This is a genomic window from Leptothrix cholodnii SP-6 (assembly GCF_000019785.1).
GTDB classification, from domain to species: Bacteria; Pseudomonadota; Gammaproteobacteria; order Burkholderiales; family Burkholderiaceae_C; genus Sphaerotilus; species Sphaerotilus cholodnii.
Genome location: NC_010524.1, coordinates 2,231,047 through 2,253,766, shown reverse-complemented (window position 1 = coordinate 2,253,766; position 22,720 = coordinate 2,231,047). Strand labels below are relative to the sequence as shown.

Genomic DNA, 22,720 nt, shown 5'->3' with positions numbered 1-22,720 from the left:
TCAGGTCTCGCTGCGCACGCGACGTTCGGCCCGCATGCGCAGTGCGCGGTACAGCGGCAGGGCCAGCAACAAGGACACCAGGCCCACCAGCAGCACCATCAGCAGCGGGTGTCCGCGCATCTGGTACCAGACCCAGCGCCACCAGCGCAGTTCGCCCACCTGGTAGACCTCGCCGATGCGGAAGGCCTCGAACGCCTCGTTGCGCATCAGCACCAGGTCGCCCTGGATCAGGCGGATCTTGCCGGGGTCGAGCAGGGTGGCGGCGGCCTGCTGCAGGGACGCGCCTTCGGTCGCCTGCAGGGCGACCACGCTGCGGCCGCTGTTGAGAGGCGACTCGAAACCCATCAGCGCCGTCAGCGGCCCCTTGGCCTGCAGCTCGGCCCACTCGTCGTCGGGAAAGTTGCGCGGCAGGGCACCCGAGAACCATTCGGAGCCGGCGTCGCTCAACCGGGTCAGCGAGGTGTTGCTGCGCCGGCTGGCGTCGAGTCGCGCCGGCAGGTGCTGCGACCAGTTGGCCAGCGGCGCCGGTGCGCTGCCGCTGGCGATCACCAGCAGGTCGCGGTCGGCCGCCTCCTTGACCCGGCTGGCCGGCAGCACCTGCAGCCGCGTGCCGGCGATGCCGGTGGCCGCACCCATCTGGCCGAGCAGGTTGAGTGCGGCCTCGATCTCGGCCACGGCCGGTGCGTCCGACAGGATCAGCGCGGTCTCGGCCAGGTCGGCGAACTTGGTGAACGGGAAACCGCTGTTGGCGAACAGCGCCAGGTTCGGCAGGGTGACGTAGTGCTCGACGTTGCGCAGGTCGATGGTGGAGTCGGCGTCGATGCCGGCCTGCGAGATCAGCACCGTCTCGCGGCAGCGCGAGGTGTCGACCGGCGGGATCTCGAAGCGGAACTGCAGTTCGTTGTTGTTGCCCAGCTGGAACGCCGGCACGGTGATGTCCTGGCGGTCGTAGGTGCCCCCGATCTCGAGAAAGGGCAGCACCATGCGCTGGCTGCGCGTGCCCTGGGTGCCGGCCGGGCGCAGCAGGAAGGACTCGACCAGCTGCTCGTTGATCTGCACCGCCAGCCGCGCCGCGCCCAGCTCGTGCGGCGGCGTGTAGCGGTAGCGCAGCTCGATCGGCAGGCCCTCGGACTGCCAGGCGAAGGTGTCGGCCGGCAGGCGCAGCGGCAGGCGGATGGTCTGCAGCTGCGCGCCCGCCACCTGCAGCGCGGCGGCGTTCGGCACCAGGCTGCCCAGGCGCACGATGCCGCCGGTCTTGACGATGTTGGGCGCCTCGTGCGCGGCCAGTCGCGCCGGGTAGTTGAGCTTGTCGACCTGCACCTGGTCGCCGCTGAGGGCCGCCTGGCCCAGCACCAGCGCGTCGGTGGCGGTCTTGAGCTGGGCGGCGTCGCGGCCGAGCACCAGCAGCAGCTTGGCGCCCGGATCCGACGGGTGCGGCACGATCTTGAGCGTCGGTGCCTCGACCTGGGGCAGGTCGAGGCCGGCCGGGCGCTGGTCGTTGGTGGCCATCACCACGGCATGGCCTGCGGGCAGCGCGTCGGACACCGGGAACTGCGCGCCGCGATAGCTGGCGAGCGCGCCGAACCAGCTCGCCAGCACCCCGGCGCTGCGCAGGGCCTCCGGCGAGGGCGACGGCGCGATCACGAACGGCAGCTTCAGGCGGGTGCCGTCGCGCACGTCGAAGAAGGGCGCCGGCAGCAGCGCCAGGTCGTTGCGCAGCGGCAGGCGCTGCGTCGTCATCTCGAGGCTGCTCTGGTTGCTGATGTTGGCCCACAGGCTGCTGTGGAACGGGTATTCGCAATCGAGCGTGTAGTGGCCGATGAACTGCAGCCGCAGCTGGGCGTACTCGGTGAAGAAGTGCGGTTCCAGGTCGATCTCGATCGTCTGCGGGCTGCCGAGCTTGCCCTTGACGGCCGGCACCGTGGCCAGCACCTCGTCGTTGACGAACACCTTCAGCTGCGACAGATCGGCCAGCAGGCCGGGAGAAAAGGTGTAGTTGAGCTTCAGACGCGCCCGCGTCACGGTTTCGTCGAGGCGCACCGACAGCGGCAGGTAGACGCTGTGATCGATGCCGCGCAGTTCGATCGGGCGCTGGGCGCCGAGGTCTCGCAGACTGAGGGTCTGGATGCGTGTGCTCGTGTCGGCGGGCGCCGCCGCAACCGCGGCGACGGCATCGGTCGGCGCCGGGGCGGAACCGCCTTGCAGAGGGATGCCGCCGAGCAGGACAGCTGCGACAAACGCGTGAAAACTGCTGGCGTTTCGATGCTGCATGGTGGAGGGTGTGGCCATGAAGTTGTACAGATCTCGGACACGCCAAGTCTGTCACGTCTGCCAGCCCCCCGACACGGAGGGAGGCTGTCACAAAACGTCAGTAAAAGTTACCTGATGATACATGTGCGCATCATCAAGCTGACACCGTTACAAGGCAGGCATTCGCCTGCGGCGATGGCCGCGGCGTTCGGGCCGCGGGCCGTGGCTCACATGCTGGCGTAGTTCGGACCGCCGCCGCCTTCGGGCGTGATCCAGACGATGTTCTGCGTCGGATCTTTGATGTCGCAGGTCTTGCAGTGCACGCAGTTCTGCGCGTTGATCTGCAACCGGTCGGCGCCGTCTTCGGCCTTGACGAACTCGTACACGCCGGCCGGGCAGTAGCGGCTTTCCGGGCCGGCGAAACGCGCCAGGTTGGTCTGCACGGGCACCCGGGCGTCCTTGAGCGTCAGGTGGGCGGGTTGCTGTTCTTCGTGGTTGGTGTTGCTGACGAACACCGAGCTCAGCCGATCGAAGGTCAGCCGGCCGTCGGGCTTGGGGTAGTCGATGCGCTGGCACTCGGCCGCGGGCTTGAGGCCGGCATGGTCGGGCAGGGTGCGGTGGATCGTCCACGGCGGGCTCTTGACGCCCAGGCGCGGCAGCAGCCACTGCTCGACGCCGGTCATGATCGAGCCGACCACGATGCCCTTCTTGAACCACTGCTTGAAGTTGCGCGACTGGTGCAGTTCGGCATGCAGCCAGCTCTGCTCGAAGGCGGCCGGGTAGGCCGCCAGCTCGTCGTGCTCACGCCCGGCGGCCAGCGCCTCGAAGGCGGCTGCCGCGGCCAGCATGCCGGACTTGATCGCCGCGTGGCTGCCCTTGATGCGCGAGGCGTTCAGGTAGCCGGCGTCGCAGCCGATCAGCGCGCCGCCCGGGAACACCGTCTTGGGCAGGCTCAGCAGCCCGCCGGCGGTGATGGCGCGGGCGCCGTAGCTCAGGCGCTTGCCGCCTTCGAGGTGCTGGCGGATGCTGGGATGGGTCTTCCAGCGCTGCATTTCCTCGAACGGGCTCAGCCACGGGTTCTTGTAGTCGAGCCCGGTGACGAAGCCGAGCGTGACCTTGTTGTCGTCGAGGTGGTAGAGAAAACCGCCGCCGTAGGTGTCGCTCGCCATCGGCCAGCCGGCGGTGTGAACCACCAGGCCGGGCTTCGACCTGGCGGGGTCGATCTCCCACAGCTCCTTGATGCCCAGGCCGTAGCTCTGCGGATCGCGGCCGTCGTCGAGGTCGAACTTGGCGATCAGCTGCTTGCCGAGGTGGCCGCGCGCGCCTTCGGCAAAGAAGGTGTACTTGCCCAGCAGTTCCATGCCGAGCTGGAAGTTGTCGCCAGGCTCGCCGTCGCGGCCCACGCCCATGTTGCCGGTGGCCACGCCCTTGACGGCGCCATCGGCGTCGTACAGCACCTCGGCGGCGGCGAAGCCGGGGAAGATCTCCACGCCCAGGCCTTCGGCCTGCTGCGCCAGCCAGCGCACCACGTTGCCGAGGCTGACGATGTAGTTGCCTTCGTTGTGGAAGCAGTTCGGGATCAGCGCCTTGGGCGTGCGGGTGGCACCGGTCTCGGACAGGAACAGCACCTCGTCGTCGGTGACGGCCTGGTTCAGCGGCGCGCCGAGCGCCTTCCAGTCGGGCAGCAGCTCGTTGATCGCGATCGGATCCATGACCGCGCCCGACAGGATGTGGGCGCCCGGCTCGGAGCCTTTTTCGAGCACCACCACCGACACCTCCCGGCCCTGGGCCGACGCCAGCTGCTTGAGGTGGATCGCGGCCGACAGGCCTGCCGGGCCGGCGCCGACGATCACCACGTCGTATTCCATCGATTCACGTGGGCCGAACTGGGCCAGGATCTCCTGCGGGCTCATGCTTGTCCTTGAGTTCTGAAAGATCGCCGCGCAAAGGCAGCGTCGGTTGGTGCGAAAGGCGCGCGGGATTCTAGCGGTTGAAGTTCATCAAATAGCACGACCGTGCTTTTGTGAGGCGCCTCACGCATCGGACCGCACGCGGCCGGAATCGGGATTGGCGAGCGAACACGGCATTTTTCAGCCGTTTGCGCACCAGGCGAGGGCCTAACCTGAGCGATAGTCGCCCGTCCCGGCGTTCTGGCGTCGCGCGGCGCATTGCACACCCCGGGCATGCGTCGTTCACTGATCGATCAACCCTGGCAGCGTGTCGCATGAATCCGGCTCATCTCTCGTCATCACCCACCGCCGAGCGGGCATGTGCCGACGAAGCGCTGGCGCAGCTCACGCAGCAGCTGCAACTCGAGCGCGCCGCGCGCACCCGAGCCGAAGAACAGCTGGATCTGCGCAACCATGAACTGGACGAGGCCCTGCGCCAGCGTCACGACAGCGAGCACCGGCTGCGCCTGGCGCTGGCCGGCAGCCGCAAGGGCGTCTGGAACTGGGATGCCGACAGCGATCTGGTGCGCATCGATTCGTTCGAGTTCGACGACAAGCCGCTGCCGATGACGTGTTCGTCCTCGGGTCTGGCCGAACTGGTGCATGCCGACGATGTCGACGCCCTGCGCATGGCGTGGCGCCTGCACATGAGCGGCGCACGCCCGGATCTCGACATGTCGTTCCGGCTGTGCCTGGGCGAGCACGTGCGCTGGGTGCGGGTGCGCGGCAGTGCGCTCGAGCGCGACGGCAAGGGCCTGGCCCGGCGCATGACCGGCACGATCAAGGACGTCACCTCGCAGCGCCATGCCGAACAGTCGCTGCGGCTGATGGCGCATGCGTTCTCGAGCACGCGCGACGCGCTGGTCGTGACCGACCACGACTGGCGCATCGTCGAGGCCAACGAGGCCTACTGCCGCCTCGCCGGCGCCGCGCCCAACGCCGTGCAGGGCACGGTGCTGACCGAACGGCTGAACCTGCCGGCCCTGGCGCCGCTGCCGATCGGCGACGAAGCGGCCTGGGCCGAAGTCACCGAGATGCGTCGCCTCGACGGCCTGCGGGTGCCGGTGGACGTCACCATCACCACGCTGCCGGGCGACCACAGCGGCGGCACCTACCTGGTGTCGCTCAACGACATCAGCGAGCAGCGCCGTGTCGAGGCCCGCCTCGAACACCTGGCGTTGTCGGACGCGGTCACCGGCCTGCCCAACCGCTCGGCGCTCGAGAACCAGCTGTTGCGCCAGCTCGATCGCGAGCAGGCGTTTGCGCTGATGTACCTCGATGTCGAGGGCGTCAAGGAGGTCAACGATTCCTTCGGTCACGATGCCGGCGACGACCTGCTGCGCCAGCTGGCCGATCGCCTGCGCACGATCCTGCCGGCCGGCACGTTCATCAGCCGCTGGGGTGGCGACGAGTTCGTGCTTGTGCTGGCGCCGGGCAGCGGCGAGACCGAGGTGCGTTCGTGCGCCCAGACCATGATCGCCGCGCTCAGCCCGCCGATGAAGGTGTTCCTCAACGAGATCTCGGTGGCGCCGAGCATCGGCGCGGTGCTGGTGCCACGCGACGGTCGGGAGTCCGGCCTGCTGCTGCGCAAGGCCGACAGCGCGATGCAGGCGGCCAAGCTGCGCGGACGCGACAGCCTGGCCTTCTACGACGGCTCGCTCGACACCGATTCGCAGCGGCGCGTGCGCATGCACAACCAGCTGCGGCTGGACGCCGAGCGCAACGGCTTCACCTTCGTCGCCCAGCCCAAGGTCGATCGCGAGGGCCATGCGGTCGGCGCCGAGCTGCTGATGCGCTGGCCGACGGCCGCGTTCGGCATGGTGTCGCCGGGCGAGTTCATCCCGATGGCCGAGAAGATCGGCCTGATCGGCCTGATGGGGCGCCACGCCCTGCACGCCGCGGCGCAGCTGGCCGCGCGCAGCCTGCAGGTGCACCAGCCGCTGCCGGTGGCCGTCAACCTGTCGCCCAAGCAGCTGCTGCAGCGCGGCCTCGACCGCCAGCTGCTGCTGGCCTGCGAGCGCGCCGGCGTGGCACCGGCCATGCTCGAGCTCGAGCTCACCGAGTCGGCCCTGGTCGACAACATGACCATCATCGAGCCGCTGCTGCAGCGCTTGCGCCAGCACGGCTTCAGCCTGGCGCTCGACGACTTCGGCACCGGCTTCTCGTCGCTGAGCTACCTGCGCCACCTGCCGTTCAACAAGATCAAGATCGACCGCAGCTTCGTGATGGACATCGACCACGACCATCGGGCAGCGCGGCTGCTGGCGCACATGGTCAAGCTGTGCGGCGCACTCGGCATGTCGACCGTGGCCGAGGGGGTCGAAAGCGAGTCGCAGTTCAAGGCGCTGCTCGACCTGGGCGTGCAGGAGTTCCAGGGCTACTACTTCGCGCGGCCGCTGCCGGTCGACGAATGGGTCGCGCGGCTGTCGGCCCGACCCGGCGAGCCGCCGCATCTGCCGACCTGAACCGGCACCTCGATGCACGGGGCCGAGCGCCTGGATCGGGGCGTCAGAGCGCCGTGCTATCGTCCCTCGACCTGATTCAGACCTCTCTCGGAGACCTCGAAAAATGAGCTATCGCATTGACCTGTCGGGCCGCGTGGCCCTGGTCACCGGAGCGTCCAGCGGCCTGGGCGCGCAGTTCGCCCGCACGCTGGCCAAGGCCGGTGCCGCGGTGGTGCTGGCCGGGCGCCGGACCGATCGCCTGAAAGAGCTGCGTGCCGAGATCGAGTCGCACGACGGCGACGCCCATGTGGTCGAGCTCGACGTCACCGACATCGACAGCATCAAGTCGGCCGTGGCGCATGCCGAGACCGAAGTCGGCACGCTCGACATCCTGATCAACAACTCGGGCGTCAGCACCACGCAGAAGCTGGTCGACGTGACGGCCGACGACTACGATTTCATCTTCGACACCAACGTGCGCGGCGCGTTCTTCGTGGCGCAGGAAGTCGGCAAGCGCATGGTGGCGCGCGCGGTCGGCGCGGCGCCGGGCACCTACATCGGCGGGCGCATCGTCAACATCGCCTCGATGGCCGGCCTGCGGGTGCTCAGCCAGATCGGCGTCTACTCGATGAGCAAGGCCTCGGTGATCCACATGACGCGGGCGATGGCGCTCGAGTGGGGCAAGTACGGCATCAACGTCAACGCCATCTGCCCGGGCTACATCGACACCGAGATCAACCACCACCACTGGGAAACCGACGGCGGCCAGAAACTGGTGCAGATGCTGCCGCGCAAGCGCCTGGGCAAGCCCGAAGACCTCGACACCAGCCTGCTGATGCTGTGCGCCAACGAGAGCCACTTCATCAACGGCGCGGTGATCCAGGCCGACGACGGCTTCGGCATCTGAAGCGGCACGGGGTTTCGACATGACCAGGGACCTCACGCCGGTCGAGGCGCGCATCGTCGGCGTGCTGGTGGAAAAGCAGTCCACCGTGCCCGACACCTATCCGCTGTCGCTCAACTCGCTGGTGGCGGGCTGCAATCAGAAGACCACACGCGACCCGGTGATGACGCTCACCGACGCGCAGGTGCTGCTGGCGATCGACGAGCTCAAGAGCCTGCACCTGGTGCTCGAGGGCAGCGGCAGCCGGGTGGTGCGCTATGAACACAACCTCGGCCGCGTGCTCGGCGTGCCCGGTGCCGCGGTGGCGCTGCTGGCCACGCTGATGCTGCGCGGCCCGCAGACCGCCGCCGAGTTGCGGGCCCACAGCGAGCGCCTGCACCGCTTTGCCGATGTCTCGTCGGTCGAGGGTTTCCTCGACGAGCTGGCGGAAAAATCGCCGCCGCGGGTGCTGAAGCTGCCGCGTGCGCCCGGGGCCCGCGAGGCGCGCTGGGTGCATCTGCTGTGCGGCGAGGTCGACGTGGCCGCGCTGTCGGTCGGCGGCGCTGCCAGCCAGATGGCCGGGGGCGCTGCCGACGACGAACTGGCGCTGCTGCGTGCCGAGCACAAGCAGGTGCTGGCCGAGGTGGCGCTGTTGCGCAGCCAGGTGCAGCGCCTGGCCGACGAACTGGGCGTCAACCTCGACCCGGCCTGATCGCCGGCCCCTGCCCACCGACCCGGAGCCCGCCACATGCGGTTCGAGATTCCTGCCGACAAACACCTCGTCCACGAGATGACGTTGCCGATCCGCTGGGGTGACATGGACGCGATGGGCCATGTCAACAACACGGTCTACTTCCGCTACCTCGAGATCGCCCGGCTCGACTGGCTGGGGCGCATCGCCGCCTTGCCCAACCCGCTGGGCGAGGGCCCGGTGATCGTCAACGCCTTCTGCAACTTCCACCTCCAGTTGAGCTTTCCGGGCGACGTGCTGGCGCGCAGCTACGTGCGCAACCCCGGGCGCAGCAGCTTCGACTTCTACACCACGCTGGAGCGGGTCGACGAACCCGGCGTGATCTACGCCGCCGGCGGCGCCAAGACGGTCTGGATCGACGGGCCGCGGCAGAAGTCGATCGCCATGCCCGACTGGCTGCGCGCGCACCTCCTGGCCGGCACGGCCCCCGATGCAGCCTGATCGCTGAGCCGGCTCAGGGTTCCTGGCGGGGCGCGTCGGCAGCGTCCTGCGCGGCGCGCTGCCGGTCGCGGTAGGCCGGCACGTCGCCGAGCTTCATGCCCTCGGGCGTGTGGCGATGCTTGGCGTGGCCGACCCGCTGCGAGCGGTAGATGCCGGTGTGGCCCGAGAACAGATAGCTGACGACGCAGGCCAGGCCGGCGTACACGCCGATCTGCGCACCGAACAGCTCCATCGCCATCAGCGTGCAGGCCAGCGGCGTGTTGGCCGCGCCGGCGAACACGGCGACGAAACCGAGCGCCGCCAGCAGGCCCAACGGCAGTTGCAGCAACGGCGCCAGCGCGTTGCCGAGCGTGGCGCCGATGAAGAACAGCGGCGTCACCTCGCCGCCCTTGAAACCGCTGGCCAGCGAGGCCACCGTCAGGCCGAGCTTGGCGGCAAAATCCCACGACGGCACCGGCTGCACGAAGGCTTCGACGATCACCGGAATGCCCAGGCCCGCATAACGCCAGCCGTCGCCGAACCAGATCACCACGGCGATGGCCGCCCCGCCGAACAGCGGCCGCAACGGCGGATAGCCGACATGACGTCTGACCACGGCCGCGCCGGCGTGGGTCGCCTGCGCGAACAGCATGCCGACCAGCCCGAACACGATGCCTGCCAGCACCACGGCCGTCAGCGTCCACGCCGACACCGCCGGGATCAGGCCGGCCAGGTAATGCGTGTGGTGCACGCCCCAGGCGGTCGTGACCTGGTCGGCCACGATCGCGGCGGTGAAACACGGCAGCAGCGCGTCGTAGCGCAGGCGGCCGATCAGCAGCACCTCGAGCCCGAACACCGCGCCGGCCAGCGGCGTGCCGAACACCGACGCGAAACCGGCGCTGATGCCCGCCATCAGCAGGATGCGGCGGTCTTCCGGGCGCAGCTTGAAGACGTGCGTGAGCTGGTCGGCCAGCGCGCCACCCATCTGCACGGCGGTGCCCTCGCGACCCACCGAGGCGCCGAACAGGTGCGAGATCACGGTGCCGGCCAGGATCAGCGGCGCCATGCGCAGCGGCACGACGTTCTTCGGATCGTGGATCTCGTCGATCAGCAGGTTGTTGCCCGCCTCGACGCCGCGGCCCACCTTCAGGTAGACCCAGCCGACCGCAAAGCCCGCCAGCGGCAGGCCGAAGACCAGCCAGCGCTGCGCCTCGCGGGTGCCGGTCACCCAGTCGAGCGCCAGCAGGAACAAGGCGGAGGCCGAGCCCGCCAGCACCGCCACCAGGCCGGCCAGCAGGAGCCAGCGCCCGACATGGGGCAGCAGTTCGACCTGCTCCGGGAGCCGCAGGCGTTTCATGGCGACGCGGATCCCCGACGGTTGCGGTCAGGCCGTGAGATTCACTCCCACTCGATCGTCGCCGGCGGCTTGCTCGACACGTCGTAGGTGACGCGGTTGATGCCACGCACCTCGTTGATGATGCGGCTCGACACCTTCTTGAGCAGCGCGTAGGGCAGCTCGGCCCAGTCGGCGGTCATGAAGTCGCTGGTCTGCACCGCGCGCAGCGCCACCACGTAGTCGTAGGTGCGCCCGTCCCCCATCACGCCCACGCTCTTGACCGGCAGGAACACCGTGAAGGCCTGGCTCGTCAGGTCGTACCAGGTCTTGCCGGTGGCCTCGTCGACGGTCTTGCGCAGCTCCTCGATGAAGATGTGGTCGGCGCGCTTGAGCAGCTCGGCGAACTCAGGCTTGACCTCACCCAGGATGCGCACGCCCAGGCCCGGGCCGGGGAAGGGGTGGCGATACACCATGTCGTGCGGCAGGCCGAGCGCGACGCCCAGTTCGCGCACCTCGTCCTTGAACAGCTCGCGCAGCGGCTCCAGCAGCTTCAGGCCGAGTGTCTCGGGCAGGCCGCCGACGTTGTGGTGGCTCTTGATCGTGGCCTTCTTGCTGGCGGTGCCGCCGCTCTCGACCACGTCGGGGTAGATCGTGCCCTGGGCCAGCCACTTGGCGCCCTTGTTGCCGTCACCCTTGAGCTTGGCAGCCTCAGCCTGGAAGACCTCGACGAACTCGCGGCCGATGATCTTTCGTTTCTGCTCCGGGTCGGTCACGCCCTTCAGGTGGCCGAGGAACTGCTCGGCGGCCTCGACGTGCACGACCTTGGCGTGCAGGCGGCCGGCGAACATCTCCATCACCATCGCGCCTTCGTTCAGGCGCAGCAGACCGTGGTCGACGAAGACGCAGGTGAGCTGGTCGCCGATGGCGCGGTGGATCAGCGCGGCGGCCACGCTGGAATCGACACCGCCCGACAGGCCGAGGATGACTTCTTCGTCGCCGACCTGGGCGCGGATGTGCGCCACGGCTTCGGCGATGTAGTCGCCCATGATCCAGTCGCCGCGGCAGCCGGCGATGTCGCGCACGAAGCGCGTCAGCATGGCCGCGCCCTGCAGCGTGTGCGTCACCTCGGGGTGGAACTGCACCGCGTAGTAGCGCTTGTCCTCGTTGGCCATGCCGGCGATCGGGCAGCTGGGCGTGCTGGCCATCAGCTTGAAGCCGGGCGGCAGTTCGGTGACCTTGTCGCCGTGGCTCATCCAGACCTTGAGCATGCCGTGGCCTTCGGCGGTGGCGAAGTCCTCGATGCCGTCGAACAGCTTCGTGTGGCCGCGTGCGCGCACCTCGGCGTAGCCGAACTCGCGGTGGTCGCTCCACTCGACCTTGCCGCCCAGCTGCACGGCCATGGTCTGCATGCCGTAGCAGATGCCGAGCACCGGCACGCCGGCGTCCCACACGGCTTGCGGCGCGCGCAGCTGGTGGTCCTCATACGTGCTGGCGTGGCTGCCGCTGAGGATGATGGCCTTGGGCGCGAAGGTCTTGATGAAGTCGTCGCTGACGTCGTTCGGGTGGATCTCGCAGTAGACATGCGCCTCGCGCACGCGGCGTGCGATCAGCTGGGTGACTTGCGAGCCGAAGTCGAGGATCAGGATCTTGTCGTGTTGCATGAAGGTCTCAAGCCTCGGTGGCGGCCGATGTGACGGCCGCGGTGCCGGGTGTAGGAATGGAAGAGTGCGCCGGATGGCGACGGAAGTGGCGCAGCGCCAGCACCATCGCCACCAGCTGCAGCGCGGAGCACAGGAAGAACGGCGCGCCGATGCGCCAGTCGCCGCGCGGCAGGTGCGAGACGATGCCGAGCAGGCCGGCGCCGATGATCGGCGCGACCACCGCGGTCAGGCTGTTGATCGACGCCACGGCGCCGAGCGTGCGGCCTTGCGACTGCTCGTCGGCGGCGCCGGAGACGATGGTCTGGATGGCGGTCTGCACCATGAAGCCGAAGACGTTCAAGCCGATCACTGCGTACATCATCCAGCCCTCGGTGGCCGCGCCCCACAGCAGGTAGCTGAGCGACGACGACACCAGGCCGATGACGGCGATGCGCTGCGGCGTGCTGCGCTTGAGCGCCACGCGGATCAGGCCACCCTGCACCAGCACCGACATCGCACCCACCGCAAACAGCGACCAGCCGTTTTCCTGCGGGCCCCAGCCGAACTTGAAGGTGGTGTAGAGCACCCAGGTGGTGTGCAGGATGAACTGCGCCAGGCCGGACAGCCCGATCACCGCCACCAGCATGCCCACGCCGTGCAGCTGGCGCAACTGCGAGAACGAGGCGATCGGGTTGGCGCGTTTCCAGTTGATCGGCGTGCGGCGATCGGCGGCCAGGGATTCGGGCAGCACGAAGATGCCGTACAGCGTGTTGAGCACCGCCAGCGTGCCGGCTGCAAAGAACGGCAGTCGCAGGTCGATGCCGCCGAGCAGGCCACCCATCACCGGACCGAGCACGAAGCCCATGCCGAACATCGCGCCCAGCATGCCGAAACGCTTGCCGCGATCGGCCGCCGTGCTGATGTCGGCGACGTAGGCCTGCGCCACCGCCGCGTTGGCCTGCAGCGCGCCGCTGAACACGCGCACCGCCACCAGCATCCACAAGGCCGTGGCCAGCGCGGTGACGAAGAAGCTGCACGCCAGCCCGGCCAGACCGACCAGCAGCACCGGGCGGCGGCCGTACTGGTCCGACAGCGCACCCAGGATGGGCGCGCCGAAGAAGTTGGCCAGGCCGAACGAGAAGGTGACCACGCCATACCAGAAGGCGTGGTCGGCCTGCGAGCCGGTGAAGGTGCCCACCAGCGGCGGCAGCACCGGAATGATCAGCCCGATGGCGATCATGTCCAGCAGCACCGTCAGCATGATGAAGGGCATGGCCGCGGCCCGTTTCCTGCCGGTCGGCCCGGTCGTTTCGGCGCTCGCGCCCGCTGCCTCAGTCATCGTGCGTCGCCGTCATTCCATGCGGTAGTTGGGTGCTTCTTTGGTGATCTGCACGTCATGCACATGGCTCTCGCGGATGCCCGCCGAGGTGATCTCGACGAACTCGGCCTTGTTGCGCATGTCGTCGATCGAGGCACAGCCGCAGTAGCCCATCGACGCGCGCAGGCCGCCGGCCATCTGGAACAGGATCGCCACCACCGAGCCCTTGTAGGGCACGCGACCCTCGATGCCTTCGGGCACGAGCTTGTCGGCGTTCGGGTTGGCGCCGGTGTTTTCCTGGAAGTAGCGGTCGGCACTGCCCTGCTGCATGGCGCCGATCGAGCCCATGCCGCGGTAGCTCTTGTAGCTGCGGCCCTGGAACAGCACGATCTCGCCCGGCGCCTCTTCGGTGCCGGCGAACATGCCGCCCATCATCACGGTGTTGGCACCGGCGGCGATCGCCTTGGCGATGTCGCCCGAGTAGCGCACGCCACCGTCGGCGATCAGCGGCACGCCGGTGCCTTGCAGGGCCGTGGCGACGTTGTCGATCGCGGTGATCTGCGGCACGCCCACGCCGGCGACGATGCGGGTGGTGCAGATCGAGCCCGGGCCGATGCCGACCTTGACGCCGTCCGCACCCGCTTCAGCGAGTGCCAGCGCCGCCGCGCCGGTGGCGATGTTGCCGCCGATGACGTCGATCTGCGGGTAGTTGCGCTTGACCCAGCGCACTCGCTCGATCACGCCGGCGCTGTGGCCGTGGGCGGTGTCGACCACGATCGCGTCGACGCCGGCACGGGCCAGCAGTTCGACGCGTTCTTCGGTGCCTTCGCCCACGCCGACCGCGGCGCCGACGCGCAGCTTGCCCGCTGCATCACGAGCGGCGTTCGGGAAGGTGGTCTGCTTGGTGATGTCCTTGACGGTGAACAGGCCGCGCAGTTCGGAGGCCTCGTTCAACACCAGCACCCGCTCGAGCTTGTGCTGGTGCATCAGCGCCTTGGCCTCGGCCAGCGTGGCGCCTTCGCGCACGGTGACCAGGCGCTCGCGCGGCGTCATGATCTCGCGCACGGGGGCGTCGAGGCGGGTCTCGAAACGCAGGTCGCGGCCGGTGATGATGCCGACCACGCGGCCCTCGTCGACCACCGGGAAACCCGAGATGCCGTGCTGGCGCGACAGGTCGATCACGTGCCGCACCGCCACGTTGGGCGAGACGGTGATCGGGTCCTTGAGCAGGCCCGATTCGTACCGCTTGACCCGTGCTACCTCGGCCGCCTGCTGCTTGGGGCTGAGGTTCTTGTGCACGATGCCGATGCCGCCCTCCTGCGCGATGGCAATCGCCAGGCGCGCTTCGGTGACGGTGTCCATCGCCGCCGAAACCAGGGGCAGGTTCAGCGTGATGTGGCGGGAGAACTGGGTGGTGAGGCGGGTGTCGCGTGGCAACACCTGGGAAAAAGCAGGCACCAACAGAACGTCGTCGAAGGTGAGTGCTTTGCCTAGAAGGCGCATGAGATGGCTCCAGACGCAAAAGCAAATTATAGAGAAGGCTCGGAGATCGGCCGCGAGCCGAGCTTGCCGACCTCTGGAGCGGGTGCGGCACCGTCAGTACACTGCCTCGCATGAGCACCGACCGTCCTCTCGCCAGTACCGTCCCGAGCGCCCCTGTCCGGGCACGCGCGCTGCACGCCGCTTGGTTGCTGTGCGCGCTTTGCGGCGTCCTGATCAGCCCGCCCAGCCAGGCGCAATGGAAGTGGCGCAACGCCCAGGGCCAGGTGCAGTACAGCGACCGACCGCCGCCTCAGAACGTGCCGCCGCGCGACATCCTGCAGCGCCCGGCCGCAGCACGGCCACCGGTCGGCACCGCGCCCGCAGCAGCGGCTGCGGCCGGCCCGGCCAGTGCCGCGTCAGGCCCGCGAACCGTCGATCCCGAGCTGAATGCGCGCCGTCGCGACGCCGAGGCAGCCGAGCGCAAGGCGGCCGACGAGCAGCTCGCCCGCGAGCGCGCCGAGAGCTGCGCGCGGGCCCGCGACTATCTGCGCACGCTCGAAACCGGCCTGCCGATCGCCCGCGTCAACGCGCAGGGTGAGCGCACCACGCTCGGCGACAACGAACGCCGCGCCGAGTTGAACCGCGCACGCGAAGTGATCGCAGCGGACTGCCGTTGAACGGCTGAGCCGCTCAGTCCTGCGGGATCGGCTCGGGCAGGGCCGGCGCAACCGGCTTGCGCCGCGGGCGCGACTGGCGGCCGCGCTCTCCCTGCGCCCGATAGCGCACCCGGCGCGCCTCCTTCGGGTCGACCACCAGCGGACGCCAGAGCTCGACCCGGTCGCCGTCCGCAAGCGGGGCATCGAGGCGGCTCAGCCGGCCCCACACGCCCGCCCGCAAGTTGCCGGCGTCGGCCAGCTCGCGCAACACCGGGTGTCGATCGAGCAGGCCGCTGGCCGCGATGGCATCGGCCACGGTGGTGCCGGCGGGCAGCTGCAGCGTGCGGATGTCGTGCTGGCGCGACTGCGGGCTGGCCACCACCGTCACGCCGATCAGCACCTCAACGCCGCCCATGCACCTGCTCGGCCCGGCTGACGAAGGCATCGACGAAAGTATTGGCGATGCGGTCGAAGACGGGGCTGACGACCAGTTCGAGCGGGCGGCTCGAGAACGCATAGGCCAGCTCGAACTCGACCCGGCAGGCCTGCGCGCCGGCGCCCGGCGTGGCGGCTGCGGGCGTGCCGATCGGCAAGAACCGCCAGACCCCCTCGAGATGCGAAAAGGGCCCGTCGACCAGGCCCATCGTGACCGACTCGCCGGGCACATGCGTGTTGCGGGTGGTGAAGGCGTGGCGCACGCCGGCGTACGACAGGTGCAGCCGGGCGGTGACATCGTCGGCACCTTGGGCCAGCACCTCGGCACGCTGACACCAGGGCAGAAACTGCGGATAGGCCGGCACATCGACCACCAGATCGTAGATCTCGCGCGGTGAGTACCAGAGCAGGACGGACTTTTTGACGTGCTTCATACAATGGGGCGATTGTATGGACGCTCACAGGCCTCACCTGCAGCAACCAACCACCCGCACAGCCGCCGCAGAGCAGGAGCCCCGATGAGCATCGCCGAAAACAAGAAAGCTTTTTTCAACTACCACATCGAAGAGCGCTTCGAAGCCGGCATCGTGCTGGCAGGCTGGGAGATCAAGTCGATCCGCTCGGGTCAGATCCAGTTGACCGACGGCTACGTGGTGATCAAGGACGGCGAGCTGTTCCTGATCGGCCTGCGCATCAACGCGCTGCGCAGCGCCTCCACGCACGTCAACCCCGAGCCCGACCGCACCAAGAAGCTCCTGATGCACAAGGCCGAGATCCGCCGCCTGATCGGCAAGGTCGAGCAGAAGGGCCACACGCTGGTGCCGCTGAACCTGCACTACAAGGGCGGCCGCGTGAAGGTGGACGTGGCGCTGGCCAAGGGCAAGGCCGAACACGACAAGCGCCACACCATCAAGGACCGCGACTGGCAGCGCGAACAGGGCCGGCTGATGCGCCACAAGGTGTCGGCGCCGCACAAGGACTGAGCCTCAGTCCGACAGCCTGGCGAGCGCCTGGTCGAGGTCGGCGATCAGGTCGTCGACGTCTTCGAGCCCGATGCACAGCCGCACCAGCGCGCCGCGGTAGGGTGTGGGCAGGCGGCGCATCGTGGATACCTCGTACGGCACCACCAGGCTCACCGGTCCGGCCCATGACCAGCCGATGCGAAACAGCTTGAGCGCGTCGACGAAGGCGTCGACCTGCGCCTGGCTGTAGCCCGGCTGCATCTCGATCGAGAAGATGCCCGCGGCCTGCGTGCACAGCGCGGCCCAGTGCGCGTGGCCGGGCGAATCCGGCAGGGCAGGGTGCAGCACCCGCGCCACCTCGGCACGGCCCTGCGCCCAGCTGGCGATGCGGCGCGCAGCCTGGTCCTGCGCGGCGTAGCGCAACGGCAGCGTCGGCAGGCCGCGCAGCACCGCGGCCACGTCGTCGACCCCCACGCCGAGGCCGAGCCGGGCGTGGCACCAGGCCAGCTGATCGTGCAGGCGCCGGTCGCGGCAGCCCACCGAGCCCAGCAGCACGTCGCCGCCGCCGGACGGGTATTTGGTCAGCGCGTGGGCCGTGAAGTCGACCGCCAGATCCTCGTCGCCTGCGCCGAGCGCAAACGGCTTGAACGCCAGGCCCGCGCCCCAGGTGTGGTCGATCGCGATCAGCGCCTGCGGTGCCTCGCGGCGCACGCAACGGATCAACGCGCGCAGGTCCGGGAACTCCATCGTCACCGAGCCCGCCGCCTCCAGCCAGACCAGCCGGGTGGCGGGCGTCAGCGCCGCGCTCAGGCTGGCCACGTCCATCGGGTCGTAGACCTGGTGCGTGATGCCCCAGTGGCGCAACTCGTGCTGGGCCAGGCTCATGCTGGGGCCGTAGGCGTTGTCGGGCAGCAGCACAGCGTCGCCGGTCTTCAGCACCGCCAGGTCGATCAGCATGATCGCCGCCAGCCCGCTGGGCACCAGCATCAGGTGCTCGGCGCCTTCGAGCGTGGCCAGCCGGGCTTCGAGCGTGAAGGTGGTCGGTGTGCCCTTGAGGCCGTAGGTGTAGGCGCTCTTGTCGATCCAGCGCCGCTCGCGCATGGCCGCGACGTTGGGGAAGAACACCGTCGAGGCCTTGAACACGCCCGTGGGAATCGCGTCCCACTCGGCCGGCGCCCGGTACGGGTGATGGATCAGCGCGGTGGCGAGCTGGGGGTCGGTCATCGGGGCCTCGGCGGGTTCGGGTCAGATCAGCTCGCCGATCAGGTCGTGGCCTTGCGAGCCGACGATGCGCACGCGCGAGAACTCGCCCACCTTCATCGTCTTGGAGGCCTTGCTCGGCGGCAGGATCTTGACGGTGCCGTCGATCTCCGGCGCGTCCGCGTACGAGCGGCCGACGCCGCCCTTGCGGCCCATCGCCGGCGCGCTGTCGACCAGCACCTGCATGCTCGATCCGACGCGGCGCTGCAGCTTGGCGGTCGACACGGCCTCGGCCACCGCCATGAAGCGGGCGCGGCGCTCCTCGCGCACCGCATCCGGCAAGGCGCCGTCGAGCAGATTGGCCGGCGCGCCTTCGATCGGCGAGTAGGCGAAGCAGCCGGCGCGGTCGATCTGCGCTTCTTTCAGGAAGTCGAGCAGGTACTCGAACTCGGCCTCGGTCTCGCCCGGGAAACCGGCGATGAAGGTCGAGCGCACCACGATCTGGGGGCAGGCCTCGCGCCACTTCAGCAGGCGCTCGAGGTTGCGCTCGCCGCTGGCCGGGCGCTTCATGCGCTTGAGGACATCCGGGTGCGCGTGCTGGAACGGCACGTCGAGGTAAGGCAGCACCAGCCCCTCGGCCATCAGCGGCAGCACCTCGTCGACGTGCGGGTAGGGGTAGACGTAATGCAGCCGCACCCAGGCGCCGTGTTTCCTGGCCAGCTCGCCGAGCTGCGCGACCAGGTCGAGCATCCGCGTCTTGACCGGCTTGCCGTCCCAGAAACCGGTGCGGTACTTGACGTCGACGCCGTAGGCCGAGGTGTCCTGGCTGATCACCAGCAGCTCTTTGACGCCGCCTTCGAACAGGCGCTGCGCCTCGGTCAGCACGTCGCCGATCGGGCGCGAGACCAGATCGCCACGCATGCTCGGGATGATGCAGAACGAGCAGCGGTGGTTGCAGCCTTCGCTGATCTTCAGGTACGCGTAGTGCTTGGGCGTGAGCTTGATGCCCGCGGGCGGCACCAGGTCGACGAACGGATCGTGCGGCTTGGGCACGTGCTGGTGCACCGCGTCCATCACCTCCTGCGTGGCATGCGGGCCGGTGACGGCCAGCACGCTCGGGTGCATCTGGCGCACCAGGTTGCCACCGCCGTCGCCGGTCTTGGCGCCCAGGCAGCCGGTGACGATGACCTTGCCGTTTTCGGCCAGCGCCTCGCCGATGGTGTCGAGGCTTTCGCGCACCGCGTCGTCGATGAAACCGCAGGTGTTGACGATCACCAGGTCGGCGCCCTGGAAGGTCTTGCTGGTGGCGTAACCCTCGGCGCTGAGCTGCGTCAGGATCAGCTCGGAGTCGGTCAGCGCCTTCGGGCAGCCGAGGCTCACGAAGCCGATGCGCGGTGCGGCAGCGCCAGCGGCCGGCGTGGGGAGGGAGATGGCGAGGTCATTCATGGGGCGGGATTGTCGGCGATCACCCGATGGGCCGGGCACCGGCCGGCACAATGCCCGCCGAACCCCATCCCACCCGGCCCCGTGCGACGCTCCAACCCGATCACCCCCGCCCGCCTGGGCCGCAGCGCCGAGGGCCTGCCGTTCTCCGAGGATTTCGGTGCGCCTTACCACCCTTCGGCGGGCGCGCTGGCGCAGGCCGAGCAGGTGTTCCTGCGCGGCACCGATCTGCCCGCACGCTGGGCCGGGCAGGCGCGGCACGTGATCCTCGAGACCGGCTTCGGCCTCGGCCACAACTTCCTCGCCACATGGGCGGCCTGGCGGCGCGATCCGCGGCGCTGCGAGCGGCTGGTCTACCTGGCGATCGACAAGCACCCGCCGGCCCCCGCCGACCTGGCCGACGTGCACCGCGACAGTCCGCTCGCCGATCTGGCCGCGCAGCTCATCGCCGCCTGGCCGCTGGCCACGCCGGATCTGCACCTGCTCGATTTCGAGGGCGGCCGGGTGCAGCTGATGCTGGCCCTGGGCGACATCCACGACGTGCTTCCGGGCCTGCAGGCCGAGGCGCACAGCCTCTACCTCGACGGCTTCGTACCCGCCCGCAATCCGGCGATGTGGTCGGCCGACGTGTTCAAGCGCATCGCCCGCCTGGCTGCGCCCGGCGCGATGGCCGCGAGCGGGCACGCGGACAGCGCGGTGCGCGACGGGCTGGTGCGGCAGGGGTTCGAGGTGCGTGCCACCGGCGCGGACGCCACGGTGGCCCGCTACGCGCCGCGCTTTCAGCCCGAGCCGCCGCGTGGTTGGCGATGGCCGCACGCCGCCGCCCGCGAGGCGCTGGTGATCGGTGGTGGCCTGGCCGGCTGCGCGGTGGCGCAGGCACTGGCGCTGCAGGGCTGGCGATCGACCGTGATCGACCGCCAGGCCGGGCCGGCGCAGGAAACCTCCGGCAACGCCGGCGGCCTGATGCACGGCATCTTCAACGCACCCGACAGCCCGCACGCGCGCTGGTTCCGGGCGGCGGCGATGCACACCGCGCGCAACGCAGCGGCCGGACTGGCCGCGGGTGAGCTGGCCGGCACGCTGGCGGGTTTCCTGCGGCTGGACGAGCGCCTCAACACCACCCAGGCCGAGGCACAGCTGAGTGCGGTCGGCCTGCCACGAGCCTGGCTGGCCTGGCTCGACGTGGCCGGCGCCCGGGCTGCCGCGGGCCTCGAACTGCCGTGCGGCGCCTGGCACTACGGCGCCGCCGGCTGGCTCGACCCGGCCGGCTACAGCCGCTGGATGCTGCAATCGGCCGGCGATTCGGCGCGCTGGATCGGTGGCACCGGAGTCGCCGCCTTGCGCGGCCCGCGTGATGGCGCGGCCGACCACCACGGCGGCTGGCAGGCGATCGATCGCCACGGCCGCGTGATCGCCAGCGCGCCGGTGCTGGTGCTCGCCAACGCGCTCGACGCCGCCCGGCTGCTGCCGGCCCACTGCCCGCCGCCGGGCCTGTCGGCGGTGCGCGGCCAGGTCACGCGCATCCCCGCCGGCACGCCGGGGCTGCGGCCGCCGCGTCTGACCGTCGCCGGTCAGGGTTACGCGCTGCGGCTGGACAACGGCGACGTGCTGGTCGGCGCGACCACGCAGGACGAACCGGTCGGCATCGACGGTGCGGCCTTGCGGCTGGCCGATCAGCAGCGCAACCTGCAACGCGCCGCCGGGCTGGGTGTGCTCGATGCCACCGCAGCCGAATTCGGCACCACGCTGCTGCCCGGCCGGGCCGGCTGGCGCGCCGTCACCGCCGACCGCCTGCCGCTGGTCGGCCCGCCGATCGATCTGGCGCAACTGGCGCAGGCGCGCGGCGGCCGGGTGCGGCTCGACGCCCATCGCCATCAGCCGCGTTGTGTGGACGATCGATCCGGCCTCTACCTGTGCACCGGCTTGGGCTCGCGCGGCATCACCAGCGCCGCGCTGGCCGGCCGGCTGCTGGCGGCCTGGGTGAGCGGCGCACCCGCGCCGGTGGACGCCGACCTGCGCAACGCGCTCGACCCGGCGCGCCTGTCGAAGTGACGCAACCTCGCTTCAGCCGGCCGTTGCCGCGTCGCCATCCCGCGCCACGCCGGACTCGACCGGCAACAGCGCGCGCGCCTCGGGCTCGGGCAGCGCCTCCACCGACTTGAGCTTGCGCGCCATCGAGCGCGCGCGCACCTCGGCGTCGTCGATGGTGTTGTGCGCCTCGAGCAGCTTCTTCTTGGTCTTGGCCAGCACGTCGCCGAACTTGGCGAACTCGGTCTTGACGGCGCCCAGCACGCTCCAGACCTCCGAGCTGCGCTGCTCCAGCGCCAGCGTGCGAAAGCCCATCTGCAGGCTGTTGAGCATCGCCAGCAGCGTGGTCGGCCCGGCCAGCGTGACGCGGTGCTGGCGCTGCAGCGCCTCGGTCAGACCGGGGCGGCGCAGCAGCTCGGCGTACAGGCCCTCGGTGGGCAGGAACAGGATCGCGAAATCGGTGGTGTGCGGCGGCGCCAGGTATTTGGCGGCGATGCTGCGGGCCTCGTCGCGGATGCGCTGCTCGAGCGCCTTGGCCGCTGCCTCGGCCGCCTCGCGGTCGGCGCGGTCGTGGGCGTCGAGCAAACGTTCGTAGTCCTCGCGCGGGAATTTGGCGTCGATCGGCAGCCAGACCGGCGCATCCGGCGCCCCGCCCACCGCGCGGCCGGGCAGGCGGATCGCGAACTCCACCCGCTCGTTGCTGCCCGGCACGGTGGCCACGTTGACGGCGTACTGCTCGTGCGTCAGCACCTGCTCCAGCAGGCCGGCGAGCTGCACCTCGCCGAACACGCCGCGCGCCTTCACGTTGGTCAGCACGCGCTTGAGGTCGCCCACGCCCTGCGCCAGCGTCTGCATCTCACCCAGGCCGCGGTGCACCTGCTCGAGCCGCTCGGCGACCTGCTTGAAGCTCTCGCCCAGCCGCGCCTCCAGCGTGGCGTGCAGCTTCTCGTCGACCGTGGCGCGCATCTGGTCGAGCTTCTTCTCGTTGTCGGCCTGCAGGCTGGCCAGGCGCTGCTCGACACCGCCCTGCAGATTGCTCAAGCGCTGCTCGACGCTGCCCTGCATCGACACCAGCCGCTGCTCGATGCCCCCCTGCAGGCCGGCCAGGCGCTGGTCGAGGCCGGTCTGCATCGCGGCCAGCTGGATGCGAAACGAGTCGATCTGCTCGTTCTGCGTGCGCGCCACCTCGCCCGATTGCGCCATCAGCAGCCGCTGGAACTCGGCCAGCCCGCCACCGAGTTCGACCCGGGTGTCGCGCGCGGCGGCCAGCACGGCGCCGCGCAGTTCACGCTCGGTGCGCTCGGCGCCACTGTGCTGATCGCGCTGCAGCGCCGTCAAGGTGGTCTGCAGCCACTGCCATTGGCTGTCGGGATCCTGGTCCGAGCCGGTCTGGCGCAGCAGCTGAACCAGCACAAACAGGTTCAGCCCGCCGAGCACGGCGAGAACGATCAGCAACATCGAGGACAGCGAGGGCATGGCGGAATTGTCTCAGGCAGATCCCCCGCAGCCTCGCACGCCACAGG

18 protein-coding genes are annotated in these 22,720 nt (G+C 69.8%); 7 read left to right on the top strand and 11 right to left on the bottom strand.

The window, feature by feature from the left end; genetic code table 11:
- Together bcsB and LCHO_RS10375 are read right to left on the bottom strand one after the other, a co-directional pair.
- A complete protein-coding gene (gene bcsB, locus LCHO_RS10380; RefSeq protein ID WP_050757332.1) occupies positions 1–2,271 on the bottom strand; it encodes a cellulose biosynthesis cyclic di-GMP-binding regulatory protein BcsB in 2,271 nt (756 codons plus the stop codon).
- A gap of 206 nt (positions 2,272–2,477) precedes the next feature.
- Positions 2,478–4,163 carry an electron transfer flavoprotein-ubiquinone oxidoreductase gene (locus LCHO_RS10375; protein ID WP_012347096.1) on the bottom strand — a complete coding sequence of 562 codons (1,686 nt, stop codon included), beginning with the start codon at positions 4,161–4,163 and terminating at the stop codon, positions 2,478–2,480.
- A 311-nt stretch (positions 4,164–4,474) separates the two neighbouring features.
- Between LCHO_RS10375 and LCHO_RS10370 the strand changes: the two genes are divergently transcribed.
- The 4 genes from LCHO_RS10370 to LCHO_RS10355 all read left to right on the top strand — a co-directional run bounded on the left by LCHO_RS10370 (position 4,475) and on the right by LCHO_RS10355 (position 8,718).
- Positions 4,475–6,664, top strand: a complete 2,190-nt coding sequence (locus LCHO_RS10370) for a putative bifunctional diguanylate cyclase/phosphodiesterase (protein WP_012347095.1) — start codon at positions 4,475–4,477, stop codon at positions 6,662–6,664.
- Between the two features lie 103 nt (positions 6,665–6,767).
- Positions 6,768–7,550, top strand: coding sequence for an SDR family oxidoreductase (locus LCHO_RS10365; protein WP_012347094.1), 783 nt, complete (start codon positions 6,768–6,770; stop codon positions 7,548–7,550).
- A 19-nt stretch (positions 7,551–7,569) separates the two neighbouring features.
- On the top strand, positions 7,570–8,238 hold the full coding sequence (locus LCHO_RS10360; protein ID WP_012347093.1) for a YceH family protein: 669 nt from the start codon (positions 7,570–7,572) through the stop codon (positions 8,236–8,238).
- Positions 8,239–8,274: 36 nt separating this feature from the next.
- Positions 8,275–8,718: an acyl-CoA thioesterase gene (locus tag LCHO_RS10355; RefSeq protein WP_012347092.1), complete on the top strand. Its 444-nt coding sequence runs from the start codon at positions 8,275–8,277 to the stop codon at positions 8,716–8,718.
- 13 nt (positions 8,719–8,731) lie between these two features.
- Here LCHO_RS10355 and LCHO_RS10350 read toward each other — a convergent pair whose 3' ends face one another.
- The 4 genes from LCHO_RS10350 to guaB all read right to left on the bottom strand — a co-directional run bounded on the left by LCHO_RS10350 (position 8,732) and on the right by guaB (position 14,494).
- Positions 8,732–10,054, bottom strand: coding sequence for a voltage-gated chloride channel family protein (locus LCHO_RS10350; RefSeq protein ID WP_012347091.1), 1,323 nt, complete (start codon positions 10,052–10,054; stop codon positions 8,732–8,734).
- Positions 10,055–10,095: 41 nt separating this feature from the next.
- Complete coding sequence (gene guaA, locus LCHO_RS10345) at positions 10,096–11,694, bottom strand: glutamine-hydrolyzing GMP synthase (RefSeq protein ID WP_012347090.1); 1,599 nt, start codon at positions 11,692–11,694, stop codon at positions 10,096–10,098.
- Between the two features lie 7 nt (positions 11,695–11,701).
- Entirely contained in the window at positions 11,702–12,946 is a 1,245-nt protein-coding gene (locus LCHO_RS10340; protein WP_043704140.1) for a tetracycline resistance MFS efflux pump, read from the bottom strand.
- A gap of 78 nt (positions 12,947–13,024) precedes the next feature.
- Entirely contained in the window at positions 13,025–14,494 is a 1,470-nt protein-coding gene (gene guaB / locus LCHO_RS10335) for an IMP dehydrogenase (RefSeq protein WP_012347088.1), read from the bottom strand.
- Between the two features lie 110 nt (positions 14,495–14,604).
- Here guaB and LCHO_RS10330 point away from each other — a divergent pair, with 110 nt between their 5' ends.
- Positions 14,605–15,150: a DUF4124 domain-containing protein gene (locus LCHO_RS10330; protein ID WP_012347087.1), complete on the top strand. Its 546-nt coding sequence runs from the start codon at positions 14,605–14,607 to the stop codon at positions 15,148–15,150.
- Positions 15,151–15,163: 13 nt separating this feature from the next.
- Here the strand turns inward: LCHO_RS10330 and LCHO_RS10325 are convergent, their stop codons facing one another.
- Positions 15,164–15,544 carry an RnfH family protein gene (locus LCHO_RS10325; protein WP_012347086.1) on the bottom strand — a complete coding sequence of 127 codons (381 nt, stop codon included), beginning with the start codon at positions 15,542–15,544 and terminating at the stop codon, positions 15,164–15,166.
- Positions 15,531–15,998: a type II toxin-antitoxin system RatA family toxin gene (locus LCHO_RS10320; RefSeq protein ID WP_012347085.1), complete on the bottom strand. Its 468-nt coding sequence runs from the start codon at positions 15,996–15,998 to the stop codon at positions 15,531–15,533. Before LCHO_RS10320 ends, LCHO_RS10325 begins: the two co-directional genes overlap by 14 nt.
- Before the next feature lie 84 nt (positions 15,999–16,082).
- On the opposite strand from LCHO_RS10320, the gene smpB reads away from it, so the two are divergent.
- The gene (gene smpB / locus LCHO_RS10315; RefSeq protein WP_012347084.1) at positions 16,083–16,547 is read left to right on the top strand and encodes an SsrA-binding protein SmpB; all 465 of its coding nucleotides are present in this window, start codon (positions 16,083–16,085) and stop codon (positions 16,545–16,547) included.
- A 3-nt stretch (positions 16,548–16,550) separates the two neighbouring features.
- On the opposite strand, the gene LCHO_RS10310 is transcribed toward smpB, so the two are convergent.
- Together LCHO_RS10310 and rimO are read right to left on the bottom strand one after the other, a co-directional pair.
- Positions 16,551–17,750: a PLP-dependent transferase gene (locus LCHO_RS10310; protein ID WP_012347083.1), complete on the bottom strand. Its 1,200-nt coding sequence runs from the start codon at positions 17,748–17,750 to the stop codon at positions 16,551–16,553.
- 21 nt (positions 17,751–17,771) lie between these two features.
- Positions 17,772–19,172: a 30S ribosomal protein S12 methylthiotransferase RimO gene (gene rimO / locus LCHO_RS10305; protein ID WP_012347082.1), complete on the bottom strand. Its 1,401-nt coding sequence runs from the start codon at positions 19,170–19,172 to the stop codon at positions 17,772–17,774.
- 81 nt (positions 19,173–19,253) lie between these two features.
- Here rimO and mnmC point away from each other — a divergent pair, with 81 nt between their 5' ends.
- Positions 19,254–21,221 (top strand): bifunctional tRNA (5-methylaminomethyl-2-thiouridine)(34)-methyltransferase MnmC2/FAD-dependent 5-carboxymethylaminomethyl-2-thiouridine(34) oxidoreductase MnmC1, encoded by a 1,968-nt coding sequence (mnmC, locus tag LCHO_RS10300; RefSeq protein ID WP_012347081.1) that lies wholly within the window; start codon positions 19,254–19,256, stop codon positions 21,219–21,221.
- A 12-nt stretch (positions 21,222–21,233) separates the two neighbouring features.
- Here the strand turns inward: mnmC and LCHO_RS10295 are convergent, their stop codons facing one another.
- Positions 21,234–22,673 (bottom strand): DNA recombination protein RmuC, encoded by a 1,440-nt coding sequence (locus tag LCHO_RS10295; protein ID WP_012347080.1) that lies wholly within the window; start codon positions 22,671–22,673, stop codon positions 21,234–21,236.
- Between the last annotated feature and the right edge of the window lie 47 nt (positions 22,674–22,720).